The 17,240-nt window shown below is 52.6% G+C and carries 17 protein-coding genes and 1 pseudogene; 4 read left to right on the forward strand and 14 right to left on the reverse strand.

Annotated features, from left to right (window positions below):
* The 4 genes from HY272_05340 to HY272_05355 form a co-directional block, all read right to left on the reverse strand.
* The coding region (locus tag HY272_05340) for a tetratricopeptide repeat protein (protein ID MBI3772104.1) at positions 1–900 on the reverse strand (900 nt) is incomplete at its 3' end.
* A 125-nt stretch (positions 901–1,025) separates the two neighbouring features.
* On the reverse strand, positions 1,026–2,339 hold the full coding sequence (locus HY272_05345) for a DEAD/DEAH box helicase (protein ID MBI3772105.1): 1,314 nt from the start codon (positions 2,337–2,339) through the stop codon (positions 1,026–1,028).
* Between the two features lie 548 nt (positions 2,340–2,887).
* On the reverse strand, positions 2,888–3,718 hold the full coding sequence (locus HY272_05350; protein ID MBI3772106.1) for a hypothetical protein: 831 nt from the start codon (positions 3,716–3,718) through the stop codon (positions 2,888–2,890).
* A gap of 262 nt (positions 3,719–3,980) precedes the next feature.
* The gene (locus HY272_05355) at positions 3,981–4,286 is read right to left on the reverse strand and encodes a DUF3175 domain-containing protein (GenBank protein MBI3772107.1); all 306 of its coding nucleotides are present in this window, start codon (positions 4,284–4,286) and stop codon (positions 3,981–3,983) included.
* 246 nt (positions 4,287–4,532) lie between these two features.
* On the opposite strand from HY272_05355, the gene HY272_05360 reads away from it, so the two are divergent.
* Both HY272_05360 and HY272_05365 read left to right on the forward strand, forming a co-directional pair.
* Positions 4,533–6,242, forward strand: coding sequence for a bifunctional protein-serine/threonine kinase/phosphatase (locus HY272_05360; GenBank protein MBI3772108.1), 1,710 nt, complete (start codon positions 4,533–4,535; stop codon positions 6,240–6,242).
* Positions 6,243–6,296: 54 nt separating this feature from the next.
* Positions 6,297–6,618: pseudogene (locus tag HY272_05365) on the forward strand (helix-hairpin-helix domain-containing protein).
* Between the two features lie 114 nt (positions 6,619–6,732).
* On the opposite strand, the gene HY272_05370 reads toward HY272_05365, so the two are convergent.
* From HY272_05370 to HY272_05380, 3 genes are read right to left on the reverse strand one after another with little or no spacing between them, the layout of a single operon-like run.
* Positions 6,733–7,533, reverse strand: coding sequence for an ABC transporter ATP-binding protein (locus tag HY272_05370; GenBank protein MBI3772109.1), 801 nt, complete (start codon positions 7,531–7,533; stop codon positions 6,733–6,735).
* 3 nt (positions 7,534–7,536) lie between these two features.
* Positions 7,537–8,427 (reverse strand): nitrate ABC transporter permease, encoded by an 891-nt coding sequence (gene ntrB, locus HY272_05375; GenBank protein ID MBI3772110.1) that lies wholly within the window; start codon positions 8,425–8,427, stop codon positions 7,537–7,539.
* A gap of 25 nt (positions 8,428–8,452) precedes the next feature.
* The gene (locus HY272_05380; GenBank protein MBI3772111.1) at positions 8,453–9,727 is read right to left on the reverse strand and encodes an ABC transporter substrate-binding protein; all 1,275 of its coding nucleotides are present in this window, start codon (positions 9,725–9,727) and stop codon (positions 8,453–8,455) included.
* Positions 9,728–10,022: 295 nt separating this feature from the next.
* Here HY272_05380 and HY272_05385 point away from each other — a divergent pair, with 295 nt between their 5' ends.
* A complete protein-coding gene (locus tag HY272_05385; protein ID MBI3772112.1) occupies positions 10,023–11,258 on the forward strand; it encodes a molybdopterin molybdotransferase MoeA in 1,236 nt (411 codons plus the stop codon).
* The gene (mobA, locus tag HY272_05390) at positions 11,255–11,824 is read left to right on the forward strand and encodes a molybdenum cofactor guanylyltransferase (GenBank protein ID MBI3772113.1); all 570 of its coding nucleotides are present in this window, start codon (positions 11,255–11,257) and stop codon (positions 11,822–11,824) included. Before HY272_05385 ends, mobA begins: the two co-directional genes overlap by 4 nt.
* A gap of 185 nt (positions 11,825–12,009) precedes the next feature.
* Here the strand turns inward: mobA and HY272_05395 are convergent, their stop codons facing one another.
* Genes HY272_05395 through HY272_05425 form a run of 7 tightly spaced genes read right to left on the reverse strand, consistent with a single transcriptional unit; the run spans position 12,010 to position 17,182 of the window.
* The gene (locus HY272_05395) at positions 12,010–12,525 is read right to left on the reverse strand and encodes a hydrogenase maturation protease (protein ID MBI3772114.1); all 516 of its coding nucleotides are present in this window, start codon (positions 12,523–12,525) and stop codon (positions 12,010–12,012) included.
* A complete protein-coding gene (locus HY272_05400) occupies positions 12,509–13,804 on the reverse strand; it encodes a Ni/Fe hydrogenase subunit alpha (GenBank protein ID MBI3772115.1) in 1,296 nt (431 codons plus the stop codon). Before HY272_05400 ends, HY272_05395 begins: the two co-directional genes overlap by 17 nt.
* A 39-nt stretch (positions 13,805–13,843) precedes the next feature.
* Positions 13,844–14,671 carry a sulfhydrogenase subunit delta gene (locus HY272_05405; protein MBI3772116.1) on the reverse strand — a complete coding sequence of 276 codons (828 nt, stop codon included), beginning with the start codon at positions 14,669–14,671 and terminating at the stop codon, positions 13,844–13,846.
* Complete coding sequence (locus HY272_05410) at positions 14,640–15,044, reverse strand: four helix bundle protein (GenBank protein ID MBI3772117.1); 405 nt, start codon at positions 15,042–15,044, stop codon at positions 14,640–14,642. The genes HY272_05405 and HY272_05410 overlap by 32 nt, the downstream gene beginning before the upstream one ends.
* Before the next feature lie 19 nt (positions 15,045–15,063).
* On the reverse strand, positions 15,064–15,909 hold the full coding sequence (locus HY272_05415) for an FAD/NAD(P)-binding protein (protein MBI3772118.1): 846 nt from the start codon (positions 15,907–15,909) through the stop codon (positions 15,064–15,066).
* Complete coding sequence (locus HY272_05420) at positions 15,906–16,082, reverse strand: hypothetical protein (GenBank protein MBI3772119.1); 177 nt, start codon at positions 16,080–16,082, stop codon at positions 15,906–15,908. The genes HY272_05415 and HY272_05420 overlap by 4 nt, the downstream gene beginning before the upstream one ends.
* The gene (locus HY272_05425) at positions 16,079–17,182 is read right to left on the reverse strand and encodes a 4Fe-4S dicluster domain-containing protein (GenBank protein MBI3772120.1); all 1,104 of its coding nucleotides are present in this window, start codon (positions 17,180–17,182) and stop codon (positions 16,079–16,081) included. The genes HY272_05420 and HY272_05425 overlap by 4 nt, the downstream gene beginning before the upstream one ends.
* Positions 17,183–17,240: the final 58 nt, after the last annotated feature.

Below are 17,240 nucleotides of genomic sequence, written 5' to 3' on the forward strand. Positions count from 1 at the left end.
GGCGTGTTTCAAGTCCTGGGCGGTGAACGGGGCGGCCAGTAAATGAAAGGGTAAGGCGGCGGGGTGATGGCGGGCTAACCGTTGCTGGAGCTCGGCGACACGGGGGGCGAAATCTTGCCAGTCGCAGATCGACATTTGGGCATGCAAACGACAGCCATACATGTAAGACTGATTCGGATCTAGCGCGATTGACTGATCGTAACTGGCCAACGCCTCATCGTAGCGATGTAGATCTCTTAGCGCGTTACCCCGATTACCATGCGCTTCGGCGTATTCGAATTTATACGCGATTGCCCTGTCGAAATCACTCAACGCCTCATCAAGCCGCCAAAGCACTTTTAAGACCACCCCGCGATTGTTATATGCCTCTGCAAACTGGTTATTGAGCGCAATCGCCTTGCCAAAACTCACTAACGCCTCCTCGTAGCGCTGCATATCCTTCAACACGTTACCCCGATTATTGTGAACCTCCGCCAGATTAGGATTCAGCCGCAAAGCCTTATCGAAATTGATCAGCGCCTCGTCATGCCGCCGCAGCTCATCCAGCACGATTCCCTTGTTGTTGTACGCATCCGTGTAATCAGGATTTAACGAAATCGACTGATCGTAACTAACCAACGCTTCCGCATAACGGTTAAGCTCATGCAGCGCCTTACCGCGGTTAAAGTGCACCTCAAAATCATCCGGCTGTACCCTGCACGCTTGCGTCAAGGCAACCAGCGCATCGTCAAAACGCCCCATCTGCCCATACAAAATCCCCATGTAGTGCAACGCAGTGAAGTTTCGAGGATCAGCCACCAGCACCTGCTGATACATGCGCAAGGCGTTATTATTACTTCCCTGCTGATGCCAGAAAATGGCTTGATTGAGTTGCTCTGCAACGCGATTTTTTGAACTCATGGTCTTCTACTTTTTTCAGGAGATCAGCGTTAAGTCAGCAGCGCCCTTTTATAGAATGGCGCCCTCGCCCCATGCCTGTTTTGCATTTGTGTCGCCACCCAGAGGTCACCACTAGCGCCTAAATATCAGGCGTCAGATGATTTATCTTTCTGTGCCACTGGCACACGGCGCTTACCTACATTCTCAGTATCACGCCGACGTTTCTTGACCTTAACTTTTTCGGATTTTTTCTCGGTCTTTTTCTTTTTAGCCCCCGACTTTGACTTTTTGGGCCCAGCGAAACGAGCCTCAAGACCAGGCAACACGCGGCGCTCAAATTTACGTTTAAGATAACGTTGAATACCTTCGGCAGTATTCCATTCGTGGGTATTCACCAGGCTGACCGCCAGCCCCTCTTCACCCGCACGACCGGTACGACCGATGCGGTGAATGTATTGATCGCCACGACGCGCCATATCAAAGTTGATCACCAGATCAATCCCATCAATATCCAAGCCTCGTGCGGCCAACTCAGTAGCAATCAAGATGCTAATCTTGCCTTCGCGTACCAGCTCCATCACCCGCCTACGCCGCGACGGTTCCATTTCGCCGTGTAAAACGCCCACGCGCTGACGATGCTGGGTCAACACACTGCAGAGTTTATCCGCCTGATCACGGCTATTGGTGAACACTAGAGCTATGTCGTAACGCTCATTTTGCAACAGCCACAACACCTGTTGCTGTTTGTGCTCCTTCTCATCAGAAAGCACAATCTGCTCGCGAATCGAAGGCGTCTGTGCCGCCAGAGTGGTGGCATCAATGTACTCCGGTTCACGCAGCACCTTGGCCGCAACTGTTGGCAACGATTTGTTATTCATCGTGGCCGAGAACAACAGCGTTTGACGTTGAGGATTCGAGGCTGCGGCAATGGTCAACACATCACTGCTAAAACCCATATCTAACATACGGTCAGCTTCATCCAGTACCAGAACCTCCAACCCGGCCAAGTCAATGTTGTGCGTTTCCAGGTGTTCCAACAGACGACCCGTGGTGGCCACGATAATATCTACGCCATCCTGCAATATTTCACCCTGAGCCTTGATCGGCTCGCCACCGGAGACCATCACCACACGCAACCGGGTGAACTGCGTGAGGGCCTTGGCCACCTCCGCCACTTGCTGGGCGAGTTCACGGGTAGGCACCAGAATCAAGGCCCGCGTGCCCTCCTCTGGGTTGGCGTGACTCAACAGATGCTGAACCGTAGGCACCAGATAGGCGAGGGTTTTACCCGTGCCCGTCTCTGCGCTGACCTGTAAATCCACAGAATCCAGGGCCAGAGGGATCGCCGCCTGCTGTACGGGTGTGGGCCGTTGCAGACCTTGCTCATTGAGGGCTTTGAGGAGAAGAGGATGTAACGAAAAGTGAGCAAACAAAGAGCTATCCTCTGAATAGACCGAAATTGTGCCTTATTTTAACAGGTTTGCGACCTATTCCACCGGATCAAATACCTGGACATGCACGGGACCAGAACCCTTAAATAATGGGATGCTGGCGCGAAAAGAGTTGTTATAAAGATTCGATGGTGTTGCCGGTGTAGATCACTCTGCGAATCTAGCGGATAGGAAAACAGCGTGGCAAGTGTATCCCAGTGATTACGCCACACCGGCTGCTCAACGGGCGCACTGGTGAACACTCGTTCAAAACGTACAAACAACGCTCGCTACTACCCTCTTCACCCTGCTCCCTCAGGGTGAGGGTGAATAGTTAAAGGGCTGCCCTCTTTAACTATCGCTACAATCTGGTTCTCAGCACGCTGCGGGGAATTATACCCGCAGAGATTAATAAACCAGCATCGCGCCATACGTTGTTTCATGGCTTTGCCACACATCTATCGGAAAATGATTACGATATCAGTGAAGGGGCTGTTGTGGCACAAGGGCGTGTTCAGCCCGCTGTTTCAGCGAATTAATCAGAGGTTCCTTTATATTGTTTGTTACATGAAACTCACTTAGTGACTGGCCCGCCAACCGATCTCAATCGCCGTCGTCTCCCCAACCAAAGTCTCCGCCAAACTGCGAGGCTGTTCGGCCTTGGTTTCTGATACAGGGATATAGCCGCCCATGATCTCGGCCCATCTTTGCGGATAACGCGGTGATTTATCCGGCTCGGCAAATCCAAGCGGATAGATCGGCATGCCGGTTGCCAGGTCATATTTATCGGTCGCACCCAAGGTGTGCAGCAACTCATGGGTGATGACTACATTGTTGCTCTCCGCCAAACGTCTATCGGCAAAGGCGTGCACCACGCTCAGCATTCCCTTTTGCAATCCAGTCGAATGTGGCAATCGTTTGTTGTCTGCCAATATGTGATACAACACAAACACGCGAATATCCGGCCTGGGGCCGTCATATTCATCCATCACCATTGCCCAGTAACGCAATTTCAGGCTCCACCACATGATTTCCAAAATGTTGCCCTTCACCGGCGGCAACGGCGGCAGTTCCTTCATCATGGGGCCGAGATGCACATCCATCGGATTTTTCAGCGCTATTTTGTAGCGTTGCGCCTCGTTGTGAAAATACTCATCAATGGCCTTGAAATTCTCGTTAGACAAGGTTGGCAGGTAACCCGCCACCTCCTCGCCTGCGTCCGCAGCAATGGGATACACCACCACGCGCAACGGCCGATCCCAGCCGGTCGACCTCACCTTCGTCAGCCAGGCGTCCAACGCCACTCCTAGCAACACCAGCAATAAAATCAATATGCGGAATTTCTTAAAACCATCGCCTGTCTTAATTTTCACTGGTTGCGCACCACGAGGCTGAATCGCACCTTTCATCTTTGTGGGAATTTTCTCAGGCGAACCACCATGGCCCATTACCTTGCCATAGGCGACACCGCACTGCGGACACTGCCAGGGCGGAGCCTGGTCTTCAGACTTGCGAACGTACCTGCATTTTGGGCAATCCATTCAAGGAAACCTATCATCATCCAGTCATTTTTGATATCTCATCAGGGCCACACACTTCCCCGATTGTGGTCCCAACTCATGGCCCAGCCATATATTGAAATAACCGATGCGCGTCGTTTATCACGGCATCTTACTTTTTCTTATTCAGGTGGCGCGGCCGTCCATAAAGTACACGCAGTTCATCCTTCGCGGCTTCGAGGCGAGCTCTTTGCTCGGGCGGAAGCTTGCGTCCGGCGCGATTAATGTAGAAATTCAACATCGACATCGCCGATTGAAAGGGGCTGACCTTGCGGCGTCGGCTGTGGTCGGCTGAACGTTTGAGTGACAGTGCGATTTCGTGCGGATCGGCGAGAGTAAATACACCCTCCTCCAGATCAAGCGCATTGCTGGTGTTGGTGACATGTTGTGACCAGCGTTTTGATGGACTTGCCAGCATTTCCTTGCCTCTGCGTCTCCATTCGTTCTGTAGACGGTGTTGCTACGCAACGCTTGGTAGATTACGACAAAAAGCGCCTAAACCACCCTTGTATATTAAATCTCGTAGTGGTTAGCTACCATTACCCGAGACGGAAAAAACCTGAACCCGCCATCGATAAAGATGGTATCTACATTTATAGATGGTAGTTTACAATCAAATGCGTTTCACCACACACATTAATAGGCAGTTGGATGCGATAAGCAGATGAGTTCAGCCCTTACGATCAGTGCCGCTCAATACAGCGAAAAAGGCATCAAGAAGTATAACGAAGATGCCTGCGGTATTCGTGTGCCAGAAGGTTCGTTGCTGACCACTAAGGGCATTGCGGTGGCGATTGCCGATGGCGTGAGCAGTGCCGAGGCAGGACGTGAGGCGGCAGAGGCATGCATCAAGGGGTTTTTCAGCGACTACTACAGCACACCGGAGTCGTGGACGGTAAAAAATTCAGGCCAGAAGGTGCTGGGGGCTCTCAATCGCTGGCTCTATGGTCAGGGGCAGAGTAGTTTTAGTTCAGGACAGGGGATGCTCACCACCTTCAGCGCCATTATCTTCAAGTCCACTACCGCCCATTTGTTTCATGTGGGTGATAGCCGCATCTGGCGGCTACGCGGTGGTGAGTTGCAATGTCTCACCCGTGACCATCAGACCTGGGCCAGCAGTGAAAAAGCATTTCTCTGCCGCGCCATGGGGGCCGACATCTCGATTGAGATCGACTATCGCAGTCTGCCAGTGGAAAACGACGATCTCTATCTGCTCACCACTGATGGCGTGCATGATTACGTTAATGATAAGACATTGCTGGAACTCTGTCAGTTGCACGCCACACAACCGGAACGCGCCGCGCGAGCTATTGCCACTCGGGCACTGGAAAACGGCAGCCATGACAACGTTACCTGCCAGTTGCTTGCAGTGACCTCATTGCCTGATCAGAACGAAGAAGAGTTTTATCGGCATCTCACCGAACTCCCCTTCCCGCCACCGCTGGAGAGTGGCCAGATCATCGACGGTTACAAGATCCTGCGCGAACTGCACGCCAGCAAACGCACGCAGGTCTATCTGGCACTGGATACAGAAAGTAACGAAAAAGTGATTATGAAAACACCCTCGGTAAATTTTGAGGATGACGCGCACTATATCGATGGTTTTTTGCATGAAGAGTGGGTTGGAAAACGCATCCACAGTCCCCACGTACTCAAGGTGCTCGAGCCACGACGACGACGCCGTTTTCTCTACTACATTACTGAGTACATCGAAGGACAGACGCTGGAGCAGTGGATCAATGACCATCCGCAGGCTGATATTAGCAACGTGCGGCCACTCATCGAGCAAATCATTGCCGGTGTGCGCGCCTTTCACCGTCAAGAAATGATCCACCAGGACCTCAAGCCCGGTAACATCATGATCGATATGCATGGCATCGTGAAGATCGTTGATTTTGGTTCAACCAAAATTGCCGGCATTCAGGAGATCAACACGCCCATCGAACACGGCGAACTGCTCGGCACCTACGACTACGCCGCGCCCGAATATTTTCAAGGCTACCCCGGCACCGTGCACAGCGACCTCTACTCCATCGGAGTCATCGCCTACGAGATGCTCACCGGCAAACTCCCCTACGGCGGCCCGCTCAGCGCCCGCTCACTGCGCCGCGTCAGTTACATCCCCGCACGTCATATCAACTCCGAAATCCCCGCCTGGATCGACGGCGCACTGGAAAAGGCGCTGCACCTCAACCCCTCGCAGCGTTACGCAGTGATGTCTGAATTCATCACCGACCTCGCCACGCCCAACCCCACCCTCATCAAAGAGGGGCAGCCATTGCTGCACCGTAATCCGATCGCCTTCTGGCGCGGCCTGAGCATCATGCTGCTGCTCATCAATCTGGTGCTATTGTATCTCATCACCCGCAAGTAATCGCGATTTTGGGTATGACCCGAACCCTGACATTACTGTAATGGAGATAAACCCATGAACAGAACAGGCATCGAAAATCTCACCGACATCCCCAACATCGGCAAGGCCCTCGTCCGCTATCTCGCCATGCCCAAAGCACTTCGTGGGGCAGGCTCTCATCGACATCCACCACCCCAACGAGCTGATCGGCAAAGACCCCTATCAGATGTACGATAACCTCTGCCGTATTACCCACAAACGCCACGACCACTGCATGATCGACACCTTCATCGCCGCCGTACGTTACATGGAGGGTGAGCCTGCGCAGAAATGGTGGGCCTATACCGCCGAAAGAAAAGAGGCCATGAAAAAGAGGGTGCTGAAAGAAAAAATATAGAGTGAGCTCACCTTTTGTTCACACCCGTCTATGAGGCCTCTCTCCGCCCAATTTATACATTTGGGAAAGGAAGAGGGGATATTCGTGACCACGATGTTATTTCAGAATTTCACTTCACGCCACCTTCTCGTCCGGCTTACGCTGGCGCTCATAAAGGAACCTAAGCACTTGAGTCCGGCACCAGGCATAACGCGCATCATCCGCCAGCGCCAATCGGTCACGCGGCCGCGGCAAATTAACATCGAGTATCTCGCCCACGGTCGCCGCCGGGCCATTAGTCATCATCACGATCTTGTCCGACAACAACACCGCCTCATCGACATCATGAGTCACCATGATGACAGTACTCTTGGTCTTGGCTTGAATGCACATTAGTTCGTCTTGAAGATGTGCCCGTGTCAATGCATCGAGTGCGCCAAAGGGCTCATCCATCAGCAGCACTTTAGGCTCAACCGCCAATGCACGGGCGATACCTACACGCTGCTTCATGCCGCCGGAAATTTCACGTGGATGTTTGTGCTCGGCATGTGACAATCCGACAAGTGCCAACGCATCGTGAGTGCGCTTTTGCATCTGGCTCTTGTTTTCCTTTCCTGCAAATACCTGCTCGACCGCCAGATAGACATTTTCAAAGCAGGTCAGCCACGGTAACAGCGAATGATTCTGAAACACAACCGCTCGTTCAGGGCCGGGGCCGGCGATTTCGCGGCCCGCACAGAGCATCGCCCCTGCCGTTGGCTCCAGCAGTCCAGCCACCAAATTTAGCACTGTCGATTTGCCACAACCAGAATGCCCGATAATGGAAACAAACTGCCCTTGTTCAATGCCGACATTGACATCGTGTAGCGCGATGAAGTCACCTTTCTTGGTATTGAACACCATGTCCACATGGTCAAGTTGTACATATTTGTCCATGGATCACTCCTCGTAAGTAAAGCGTTTAGCCATCAGCAACAGCATCTGTTCCAGCAGCAAGCCGATGATGCCAACAACAAAGATAGCGATGATAATGTGTTCAACATTGAGATTGTTCCACTCATCCCATACCCAGAAACCGATCCCCTTGCCGCCGGTTAACATCTCGGCCGCCACGATCACCAGCCAGGCCACGCCAATTGAGAGGCGAATACCCGTCATCATGTAGGGCAGCACGGCGGGGAACAGAATACGCGTCATGATCTTCCACTCGGAGAGATTGAGTACACGCGCCACATTCATGTAATCCTGCGGCACACGCGTCACGCCGACCGCCGTGTTGATGATGATCGGCCAGATACTGGAGATGAAGATTACCCAGATCGAGGCCGGATTGGCCGCCTGAAACACCAGCAGTCCGATCGGCAACCACGCAAGCGGCGACACCGGTCGCAGCAAGCTGATGATCGGTGACAACATACCGTTGAGAAATTTGAAACGGCCAATCATGAAGCCGAGCGGAATCCCGATCAATGCCGCCAGTCCAAAGCCGATTTCCACCCGTTGCAGCGAACTCAAAATATTCCAGCCGATACCCTGATCATTGGGCCCTTTGCGATAAAAGGGATCACTGAACAACTCCACCGCCGATACCCAGGTCTTGCCCGGACTCGGCAGATTGGGCGTACTCTGCGATAGCAATTGCCACACCAACACAAACAGTGTCAGACCAATTACCGGCGGCAATAACCAGTGCAATACCGGCTTAACCCAGGTCGCTTTCGGCCTTGTTACAGAGACAACTATCGGCGTCGGCGTCTGAGCCTTTGCCGTGATTGATTCAAGGGAGGTAACCGTCGTGTTATCTACCACTTTCATAGGAATTACACTCATAAGCTATTGTCCAAATTCTCTTTCTCTATGCTTTGATCTTAAAACCCGCCGCATACTGCGCCGGATTTTTGCCATCCCACACCGTGCCATCGATCAATTTGCTGCTGCGCATCGGATCTTTCGGTATCGGTGCCTTGACCTGTGTTGCCGCCTGTTTGTATAACTCGATCTGATTGATCTGCTTCGCAACCGCCAGATAATCAGGATCAGTCTTGAGCAGACCCCAACGTTTATGCTGCGTCAGGAACCACATACCATCCGACAGATACGGGAAGTTCACCGTGCCTTCGTTGTAGAACTTCATGTAATTTTGATCCTGCCACTTCTTGCCTAATCCATTCTGATACTGCCCCAGCATGCGGTCTTCAATGACATCAAACGGCGCATTGACATAGGATTTCTCAGAAATCACCTTCGCAACCTGCGAGCGGTTGCTCATGGTATCGATATAACGCGAAGCTTCCAGCACCGCCATAATCAGGGCACGTGTCGTGTTGGGATATTTCTGCACAAACTCGGCGGTTGTGCCCAATACCTTTTCAGGATGATCGGTCCATATGTCTTGTGTAGTCACGGCGGTAAAACAGATGTTGTCGAAGATCGCCCGCGCATTCCATGGCTCACCGACACAGAAGCCATCCATATTGCCGATCCGCATATTGGCCACCATCTGCGGCGGAGGCACAGTAATGGTCTTCACGTCAGTAAATGGATTGATGCCATTGGTAGCCAACCAGTAATACAACCACATCGCATGCGTGCCCGTCGGAAATGTTTGGGCAAAGGTGTATTCACGCGGCTCCGCTTTAACGAGCTTTGCCAGCGATGTACCATCGGTCACCCCCTTTTCCTTGAGCTGATTGGCTAACGTGATCGCCTGACCGTTATGATTGAGATTCATGAGAACAGCCATGTCCTTTTTCATCCCACCAATACCAAGATGCACGCCATAAATCAGACCATATAAAACATGAGATGCATCCAACTCGCCCGTGGTCAATTTATCGCGCACCGCCGCCCATGATGCCTCTTTACTGGGCGTAATCTTGATCCCGTATTTCTTGTCCAACCCCAGCGTGGCAGCCATCACCACCGAGGCGCAATCAGTCAGCGGAATAAAACCAATCGTCAAATCCGTCTTCTCCGGCGCATCCGAACCCGCGGCCCAAGCCGCGTTGCGAATACCCGGTGGCACCATACCCATCAATGCTGCGCCGCCCAGCAGCGCACCTGCACCCTTGATCAATTTGCGCCGTGATAGCGATTCCGGTTTTTCAATTTCATTGTCATTATTTGACATGCAAACACTCCTTCATTGTGGTCAACAAAAACCGACTACCGTCAGTAAATGATCTGTACAGCAATCTGTTATTTGAGACAGGAGCAATGACCATGCCACAATATATAATCTTATTAAATACAATTGGTTATGTAATTATAATTTTTGGACTACAACACTAAACGCACCATTCTCAGTTCGCCATCTAAAAACCCGCACACGATTGGTGCGGACCATCGCGCTCAGTCAACAACTTTGTATTTATCAGTTTTTCCTGTATCTTCAACAGTAGCAAATCATTTATTCTCCTTAAAATATGGACCTTTCCTGCCCCAACCACGATCTCAACAGCGTCGAAGAAACACTTGACCGCTTACTGCTTCAGGCCTCTCCGGTTATACAAACAGAAGTCGTTTCGTTGTTAGATGCGGACAATCGTATCCTTGCCAAGGATCTGATCGCAGTCACGGATATTCCTACAGCCGATACCAGCGCAATGGATGGCTATGCCGTTCGCAGTACTGATCTGAGCGGACAAAACCAAAAGCTAAAGGTCGGCATCCGCCTGCCTGCGGGCAGTTCCAAAATCACGCTGGAACCCGGCTGTGCGGCGCGTATTTTCACCGGTGCCATCCTGCCAACCGGTGCTGATGCCGTGGTAATGCAGGAGTACACCCGCACCGAGGGTGATCAAGTTCTGATCGACACGCCTGTCACGCCTGGGCAAAACGTGCGTCCCCTGGGCTGTCATGTTCAGCGCAACATGAAAGTGATTGCACGCGGCGCTCGCTTACGCACCCCGCATCTGGCCCTCGCAGCGTCGATTGGTGTCGATCACCTGGAAGTGACACGCCGACTTCGGGTCGCGCTGCTCAGTAATGGGGATGAACTCATTGCGCCAGGCAATCCGTTGCCTCTTGGTAAAATCTACAATGCCAATCCCTATGGCTTGCAGGCGCTGCTAAAGCGGCTTAATTGCGAAGTCATCGACTATGGTGTCATTCCTGATCGCCTTGATGCAGTCCGCGATTGCCTGCTAAACGCCACTCAAAATGCCGATTTGATTCTGAGTAACGGTGGCATGTCCGTTGGCGAAGAGGATCACTTGCGCGATGCTGTGTCGGAATTGGGTGAGATTGCGCTATGGCGTGTGCGGATCAAACCAGGCAAACCATTTGCCTTTGGCCGTGTAGCAAACACACCATTTATCGGCCTGCCCGGCAACCCCGTTTCTGCCATCGTCACCTTTTGTCTCTTTGTCCGTCCTTATTTGCTGGCGCGACAAGGATGCCGTTCAGTCGTGCCTGCGGCCTATCGAGCACAGGCCAACTTCGATATCAGCAAGCCACCAGAGCGCGATACCTACCTTGCCGTCTACTGCAAAACCAATAGCGATGGTCAATCGATTGTCCGCCCCCATCCCAATCAGGATTCCGCGGCGCTGATCGCCCTTGCCGAGACTGATGGTTTTGCGGTTGTACCTGCGGGTAAAAGTATCGCCAACGGCGACCCGATACGTTTTATTCCGTTCAGGGAATTAATGGGCGAATGAGAGATTTAATCACCGGCATTGTTCTCGCTGGCGGCCGCGGTTCACGCCTTGGTGGTGCTGATAAAGGTCTGGTCGAATACCAGGGAAGACCGCTCGTCGCACACGTCACTGCAGCGTTACGGCCACAAGTTTCGCGCATCATCATTATCGCCAACCGTCATCTTGATGATTACGCCCCATATGGTGATCAGGTATTGCCTGACAACCTGGCAGATTATGCCGGCCCGCTAGCCGGAATCCATACAGGACTGACTGCGACGATCACGCCCTATGCCTTGATTGTCGCCTGCGATATGCCGCAGCTGCCGTCTAATGTTAGTGAACTGATGCTTACTGCATTAACCAAGCGTAATGCCAATCTCTGCATCACGCGTGATGCCAACGGTTTGCAACCGTTCCCCATGCTGATAGAGGTATCGATGTGTGAAAAAACCCTGGAGCGCGCCGCCAACGAACATCAAGCCGTGATGAAATGGCTGGATGCACAGATCGTTGAGGTGATTTCTTTAGACGAAAACGCGAAGGTATTAAATATCAATACGCGGGGAGACTTACAAGACTGCTGAACTGGATTTTAGGAATGCTAGAGTGCGAGTATCGCTAACGCTAGCAAGCCTGCCAAAATCCAGATCTTTGTCATCGTAATATTCATGTTTAAAAACTCATTCATAATAACCCTCCATTAAATAATCGGCCAATAAATCCAAAACCTTAGCTAATATTAGGGCTATTTCGCTTTAGCTTTGCGCGTTTACTCATGGCCGGGCTTGACAATTTCCCTGTCAATTATTAATTGTAATTCATTTTCAATAGGTTGCAAGATCTTCGCAATCTGATCTTGGGTCCAGCGGCCAGGGCCAGCCCCCCCTGCGAAAGACTGAATCTCCACCCCCCACACCCATAGTTTTGCTGGCAAAGTCCCCAGCGCCTGCCCCAGGCATAAGGCATCCCCCACCCCAAAACCATGACTCGACAGCAAACCAGCCTCTTGTGTTGAAAATGGCCATTCAAAACGAGCGACCGCCCCTGGCTGCCTACCGCTACTCATCGCATCGATCACCACCCCCTGCGACACATCCACCATTTGTTCCAACAAGGAAATACCAGGCCGATCCAGAGATATCAACTCCACACCGCGACCTAGCCAGGGTTGTAACCATGGCGCCGCTGACAAAGTATCAATCACTCGCCAACCGATATCATCATCGCCAATTGGGGAGCCAACGCCGATTATTTTCAGAAAAATCTTTTCAGCAACGTTCGACATTTAATTTCAGAAAATGGGTGGAACAGGAAATACAGGGATCATAATTACGGATCACCATTTCAGCTTGCAGTCGTAATTGATCATCTGATTTTTCCAGACCGAAACTCTGCAACGCACGGGCAATATCCTGTTCAATGCGCGCCTGATTCTGACTCGTCGGCGGCACAATCCGCGCGCTGACAATATCACCGCGATCATTGAACTCGTAACGATGCCATAACAAGCCACGCGGCGCCTCGGTGCAGCCGTAACCAATTGCAGCCTTGGGTTTGATCTCCTGATAGGGTGTGTCCGGCTGATAGTCTGCCAACAGGCAAATCGCCTCGACTAAGGCAAAATAAATCTCAATCGCCCGTGCAATAATGCTCTGAAACATATTACGACTCGGCCACACCAGACCTGATTCACGGCATAGTGATTGAATCGATTCAGGTAATAGCGTGTGATTGAGATTCAACCGCGCCAACGGCCCCACCAGATACGGTTCGCCGTGAAGGCGGCAATGCAGCGCTGTTGAATAAGAAACCTGCTCTTCCCGGAAATGCTGTTCAAATTCGGCAGCGCTACACTCCAAACCCTGATCGGAGACTATACGACCCTCGGACATCGGATAACGCTCACCATTGTGCATCGCCACACTGGTAAATACTTGTCCGTGTTGTGGCAGCGACATGCCTGCGACCCAACGCACAAGCGACTCGGCATCGGCTAACGCCGCTTCCAGTTTCAACCTTAATGCCGCTGCATCGCGTTCTTTCGGCGCCGAATGAAATCCTCCGGCCCGCACGCCGACAGGATGCACCGAGCGACCACCGAGGAAACGGATAATCTCATTGCCCAAGCCTTGAATTCGCAGCCCGCGCCGCACCTCTGCCGGGTAATCTGCCGCCATTTCCGTGATGCTGCCATAGCCGAGATAATCCGGCGCCGCCAGCAAATGAATGTGCAAGGCGTGGCTTTCAATCCATTCGCCGCAATACATCAAGCGCCGCATCGCCTGCACCCATGGCCCCGGCTCACAGCCAAACGCCGACTCGATGGCCTGCACCGCACTCATCTGATAGGCCACCGGACAAATCCCGCAAATGCGGGCCACGATATCCGGTATTTCGGTATAAGAACGGCCTTCGAGAAATTTCTCAAAATATCGTGGTGGCTCGTAGATACGCAGTTTCAGGTTTTGAATCTGTCCATTGCTGATCTCAAGATCCAGCGCCCCTTCACCTTCCACTCGCGCCAGCACCGGCACTTTGATACTGATTTCGCGTGTTTCAGTCATCACTCTGCCTTATCGGATCAACGGTAAAATACACTGAACTCAAACCCCTTCCCCCTGCAAGAGGGAGGGAGTTAGTGCCTGCTCTGCTGCGGCAGCAAATACTGGCGCTTGATTATTGATAAACAGAAAACGGCGGGCGATTTCTTGGTCAGATAAACCAATCATGCGTAATTGATTCGCCAAGGCGGTAGTATTCGGATTTTCTGACGGCCCATAACAGGCATAACAACCACGACCATGACTCGGACACAAGGCGCCGCATCCGGTTTGCGTCACCGGTCCGAGACAAGGCTCTTGCCGCGCCACCATAACACAGACGTTTCCCTGGCGCTTACATTCGATACAGACACTGTCACGCACTGGTGCCGGCACCACACCCGATAACAAATCCCGCGTTGCAGAAAGCACCTGCAGGCTATTCACCGGACAACCCCACAACTCAAGATCAACGCGAACATGTTGTGCGATAGCTGTTGAAGTGGCCAGACTCTCGATAAATTGCGGCGAAGGATAAATGGCCGCGCGCCAGGCATCGCTATCGGCGCCATTACGCAGCGCCTGTATTCCGCCTGCCGTCGCACAGGCACCAATGGTAATCAAATATTTACTCTTCTCACGGATGGCACGAATCCGTTTCGCTTCATCGGGCGTACTAATACTGCCCTCGATAAAGGCGATGTCAACATCCACCTCAGGCGCCACCATGCCTGCCTCAGCAAAATGCACAATCTGAACCAATTGCGAAAGGGTGAGCAAATCTTCACCGGCATTCAAAAACGCCAACTGACAACCATCGCAGGAACTAAATTTGTGAACAGCAATTCGGGGACGTGAATCAGACTTCTTCGAGGACTTCACTTTCCACATCCAGGCTAATGCGCGACGCATGAACATGTGTCATCAAGCTACTGACCAGGAACCCGAGATCTTCGACCAGAAAGTTGATGCGGTGACACAACACTTGCTCGAGATATTTCGCCCGTTCCACCGCTTGCATTTGCTGCCCCAAGCGGGCGAGGTGTTGTTTGGCTGTAGTCAGGTAGTGGGAAAATTCAGGCACTAATCCGCGCTCAAAACCCTCGGCCAGATTACCCATGATGGCGAAGCTTGCCGTGCGAATCTCATTCTTCAGCTGCCCGTCGCCGCCAAAATCGCTGGCCGCCGTCACACCGAAGATCTCCCAGGCCAATTCCCGCGACTTGCGCCAAGCCATTTCTTCTTCATAAGAATATGGATTCATGCCACAGCCTCCCTGCCGCTTAGAACCCCTTATGGCCCATCAGCTGGCTAATTTGACTATAGGAAAATACCGGCCCATCCCTACAAACAAAACGGCTACCAAACTGGCAATGGCCGCAATGTCCGACCGCACACTTCATGTTGCGTTCCAAACTCATAAAAAGCAAGTCCTCCGGCACGCCCCGCGAACTCAGCCGCTCGACTGCCGCCCGCATCATGCCCTCCGGCCCACACATCATGGCGATGGCGCGGGCCGGATCGAACTGCACCTCGTCGAACATCTCGATCACCCGACCTATGCGCCATGGCCACTGCGGACCACCCTTGTCGGCTGCCACCACCACTTGCGTCTGCGGCAGACTGCGCCAATGCTCGTAACGTTCACGCCACAACAGATCATCACTGTGTTTAACACCCTGCATGATGATCAGCCGCCCAAACCGCTCGCGGCGCTTAATAATGTAATTGATCACCGACACCACCGGCGCACAGCCCAGTCCCCCGGTGATGATCACCACATCCCGGCCCTCCGCCAGTGCCAACGGCCAACCGCGCCCATACGGGCCGCGAATCCCGACATGGTCTCCGGTTTTCAGCCTGGCCAGGCCACGCGTCACCCGCCCAACGGCACGAATGGTGTGATCATAAAGATGTTCATCTTCAGGATCGGAAACGATCGAGATCGCCACCTCGCCGACGCCATAAAGATAGACCATATTGAATTGGCCTGGCTCAAACCGATAACGCTGTTGCACGGGACCAGTCAACCGCAACCGTAATGTAAAAATGGTGGGCGATTCTTCAATGCGCTCGACGATTTCGGCTTCGGCAGGAAGATAGGGGTTATGGAACACTGCGTTATTCATGATGATGCAATGGTCTGATTAAACACAAATCCCACAACCACCCCGGCGCTATCGCGCCACCCCTCCTTGGTGAAGGAGGGGAGAAGATCATTCCCTCCTCCCATTTTTTGGGGAGGAGGGGTGCCCGCATGGGCGGGGTGGTGGGCATACATGCACATCGATTCCATTTTCATGCCCCGCCTCCACAAATCGCCGCCGTTTCTTCGGTGATATCGATCCCCACCGGACACCAACTGATGCAGCGGCCACAACCGACGCAGCCGCTGCGGCCAAATTGGTCATGCCAACTGCCCAGCTTATGCGTCAACCACTGCCGGTAACGTAACTTTGTCTCGCCGCGCACCAATTGGCCATGCAGTGCACTATGTCCCGCCGTGAAGCAGGAATCCCATTCGCGGACATGTTGCGATTCTCTACCATCCAACTTCGCATCATCAAATTCGTTGTGACAAAAACAGGTCGGACATACTTGCGTACAATTGCCGCAGGAAAGACAGCGCGCCGCCACCTCATCCCAGCGCGGATGCTCAAGATTAGCAAACAACACATCACGCAGATTCCGTCCCGGCAATGCGCGCTGTTGCACACGTTCGGCCTGCAAACGCTGTTCGCCAGATTCGTAATGTTGATGATCGGTGACAGGCGACATGGCCAGTTGTGAAAAAATCTTCTCACCCGTCTTGCTACCCGCCGTCACAATAAACCCTGAATCCAACTCCGTCAGCGCCAAATCATAGCCCGCATCGGCGACAGGGCCGTCGCCCGTCGACACACAAAAACACGTCGCCGCCGGATGACTGCAATTCACCACCACTGTAAACAGAGCTGCGCGACGCGTGCTGTAATACTGATCTTGATAAGCCCCATCGCGAAATACTTTATCCTGAATCTTCAGTGCCGCGAGATCACAACTGCGCACACCGATCACGGCATAAGGTTCGACTGGCGGCAGGTTTTCGACAAAAGCCAGTCGCCCTTGTGCATCACGCTCAACACGCCACAAAGTTTCATGAGCTGCAAAGGTAAATGGTTTGAGTGCCTGCGGGCCATTGGCCCAAGCGAAATAACGGGGCTCAGAATGTTGATGCAGTTGATAATGGCCGGGAGTTTGTTCGTCTTGCCAACCCAGCGGCAATTGCGTCACGGAATCGAGATCATCATAAATAATCGCGCCATCACGCACTTGCGGACCGACACAGCGATAGCCCGCCTGCTGCAATTGATCCAGCAAGCTTTGGAATTGTGCGCGCGGTAAAAATCCAGAGCTATTCACAACAGTTCCCTCTGTGGATGGCTTCTGTGGCTGGGCTTTATTCCCTGTAAAACTCTAC

The sequence above is a fragment of the Gammaproteobacteria bacterium genome (assembly GCA_016200485.1).
Taxonomy (GTDB): Bacteria; Pseudomonadota; Gammaproteobacteria; order Tenderiales; family Tenderiaceae; genus JACQEP01.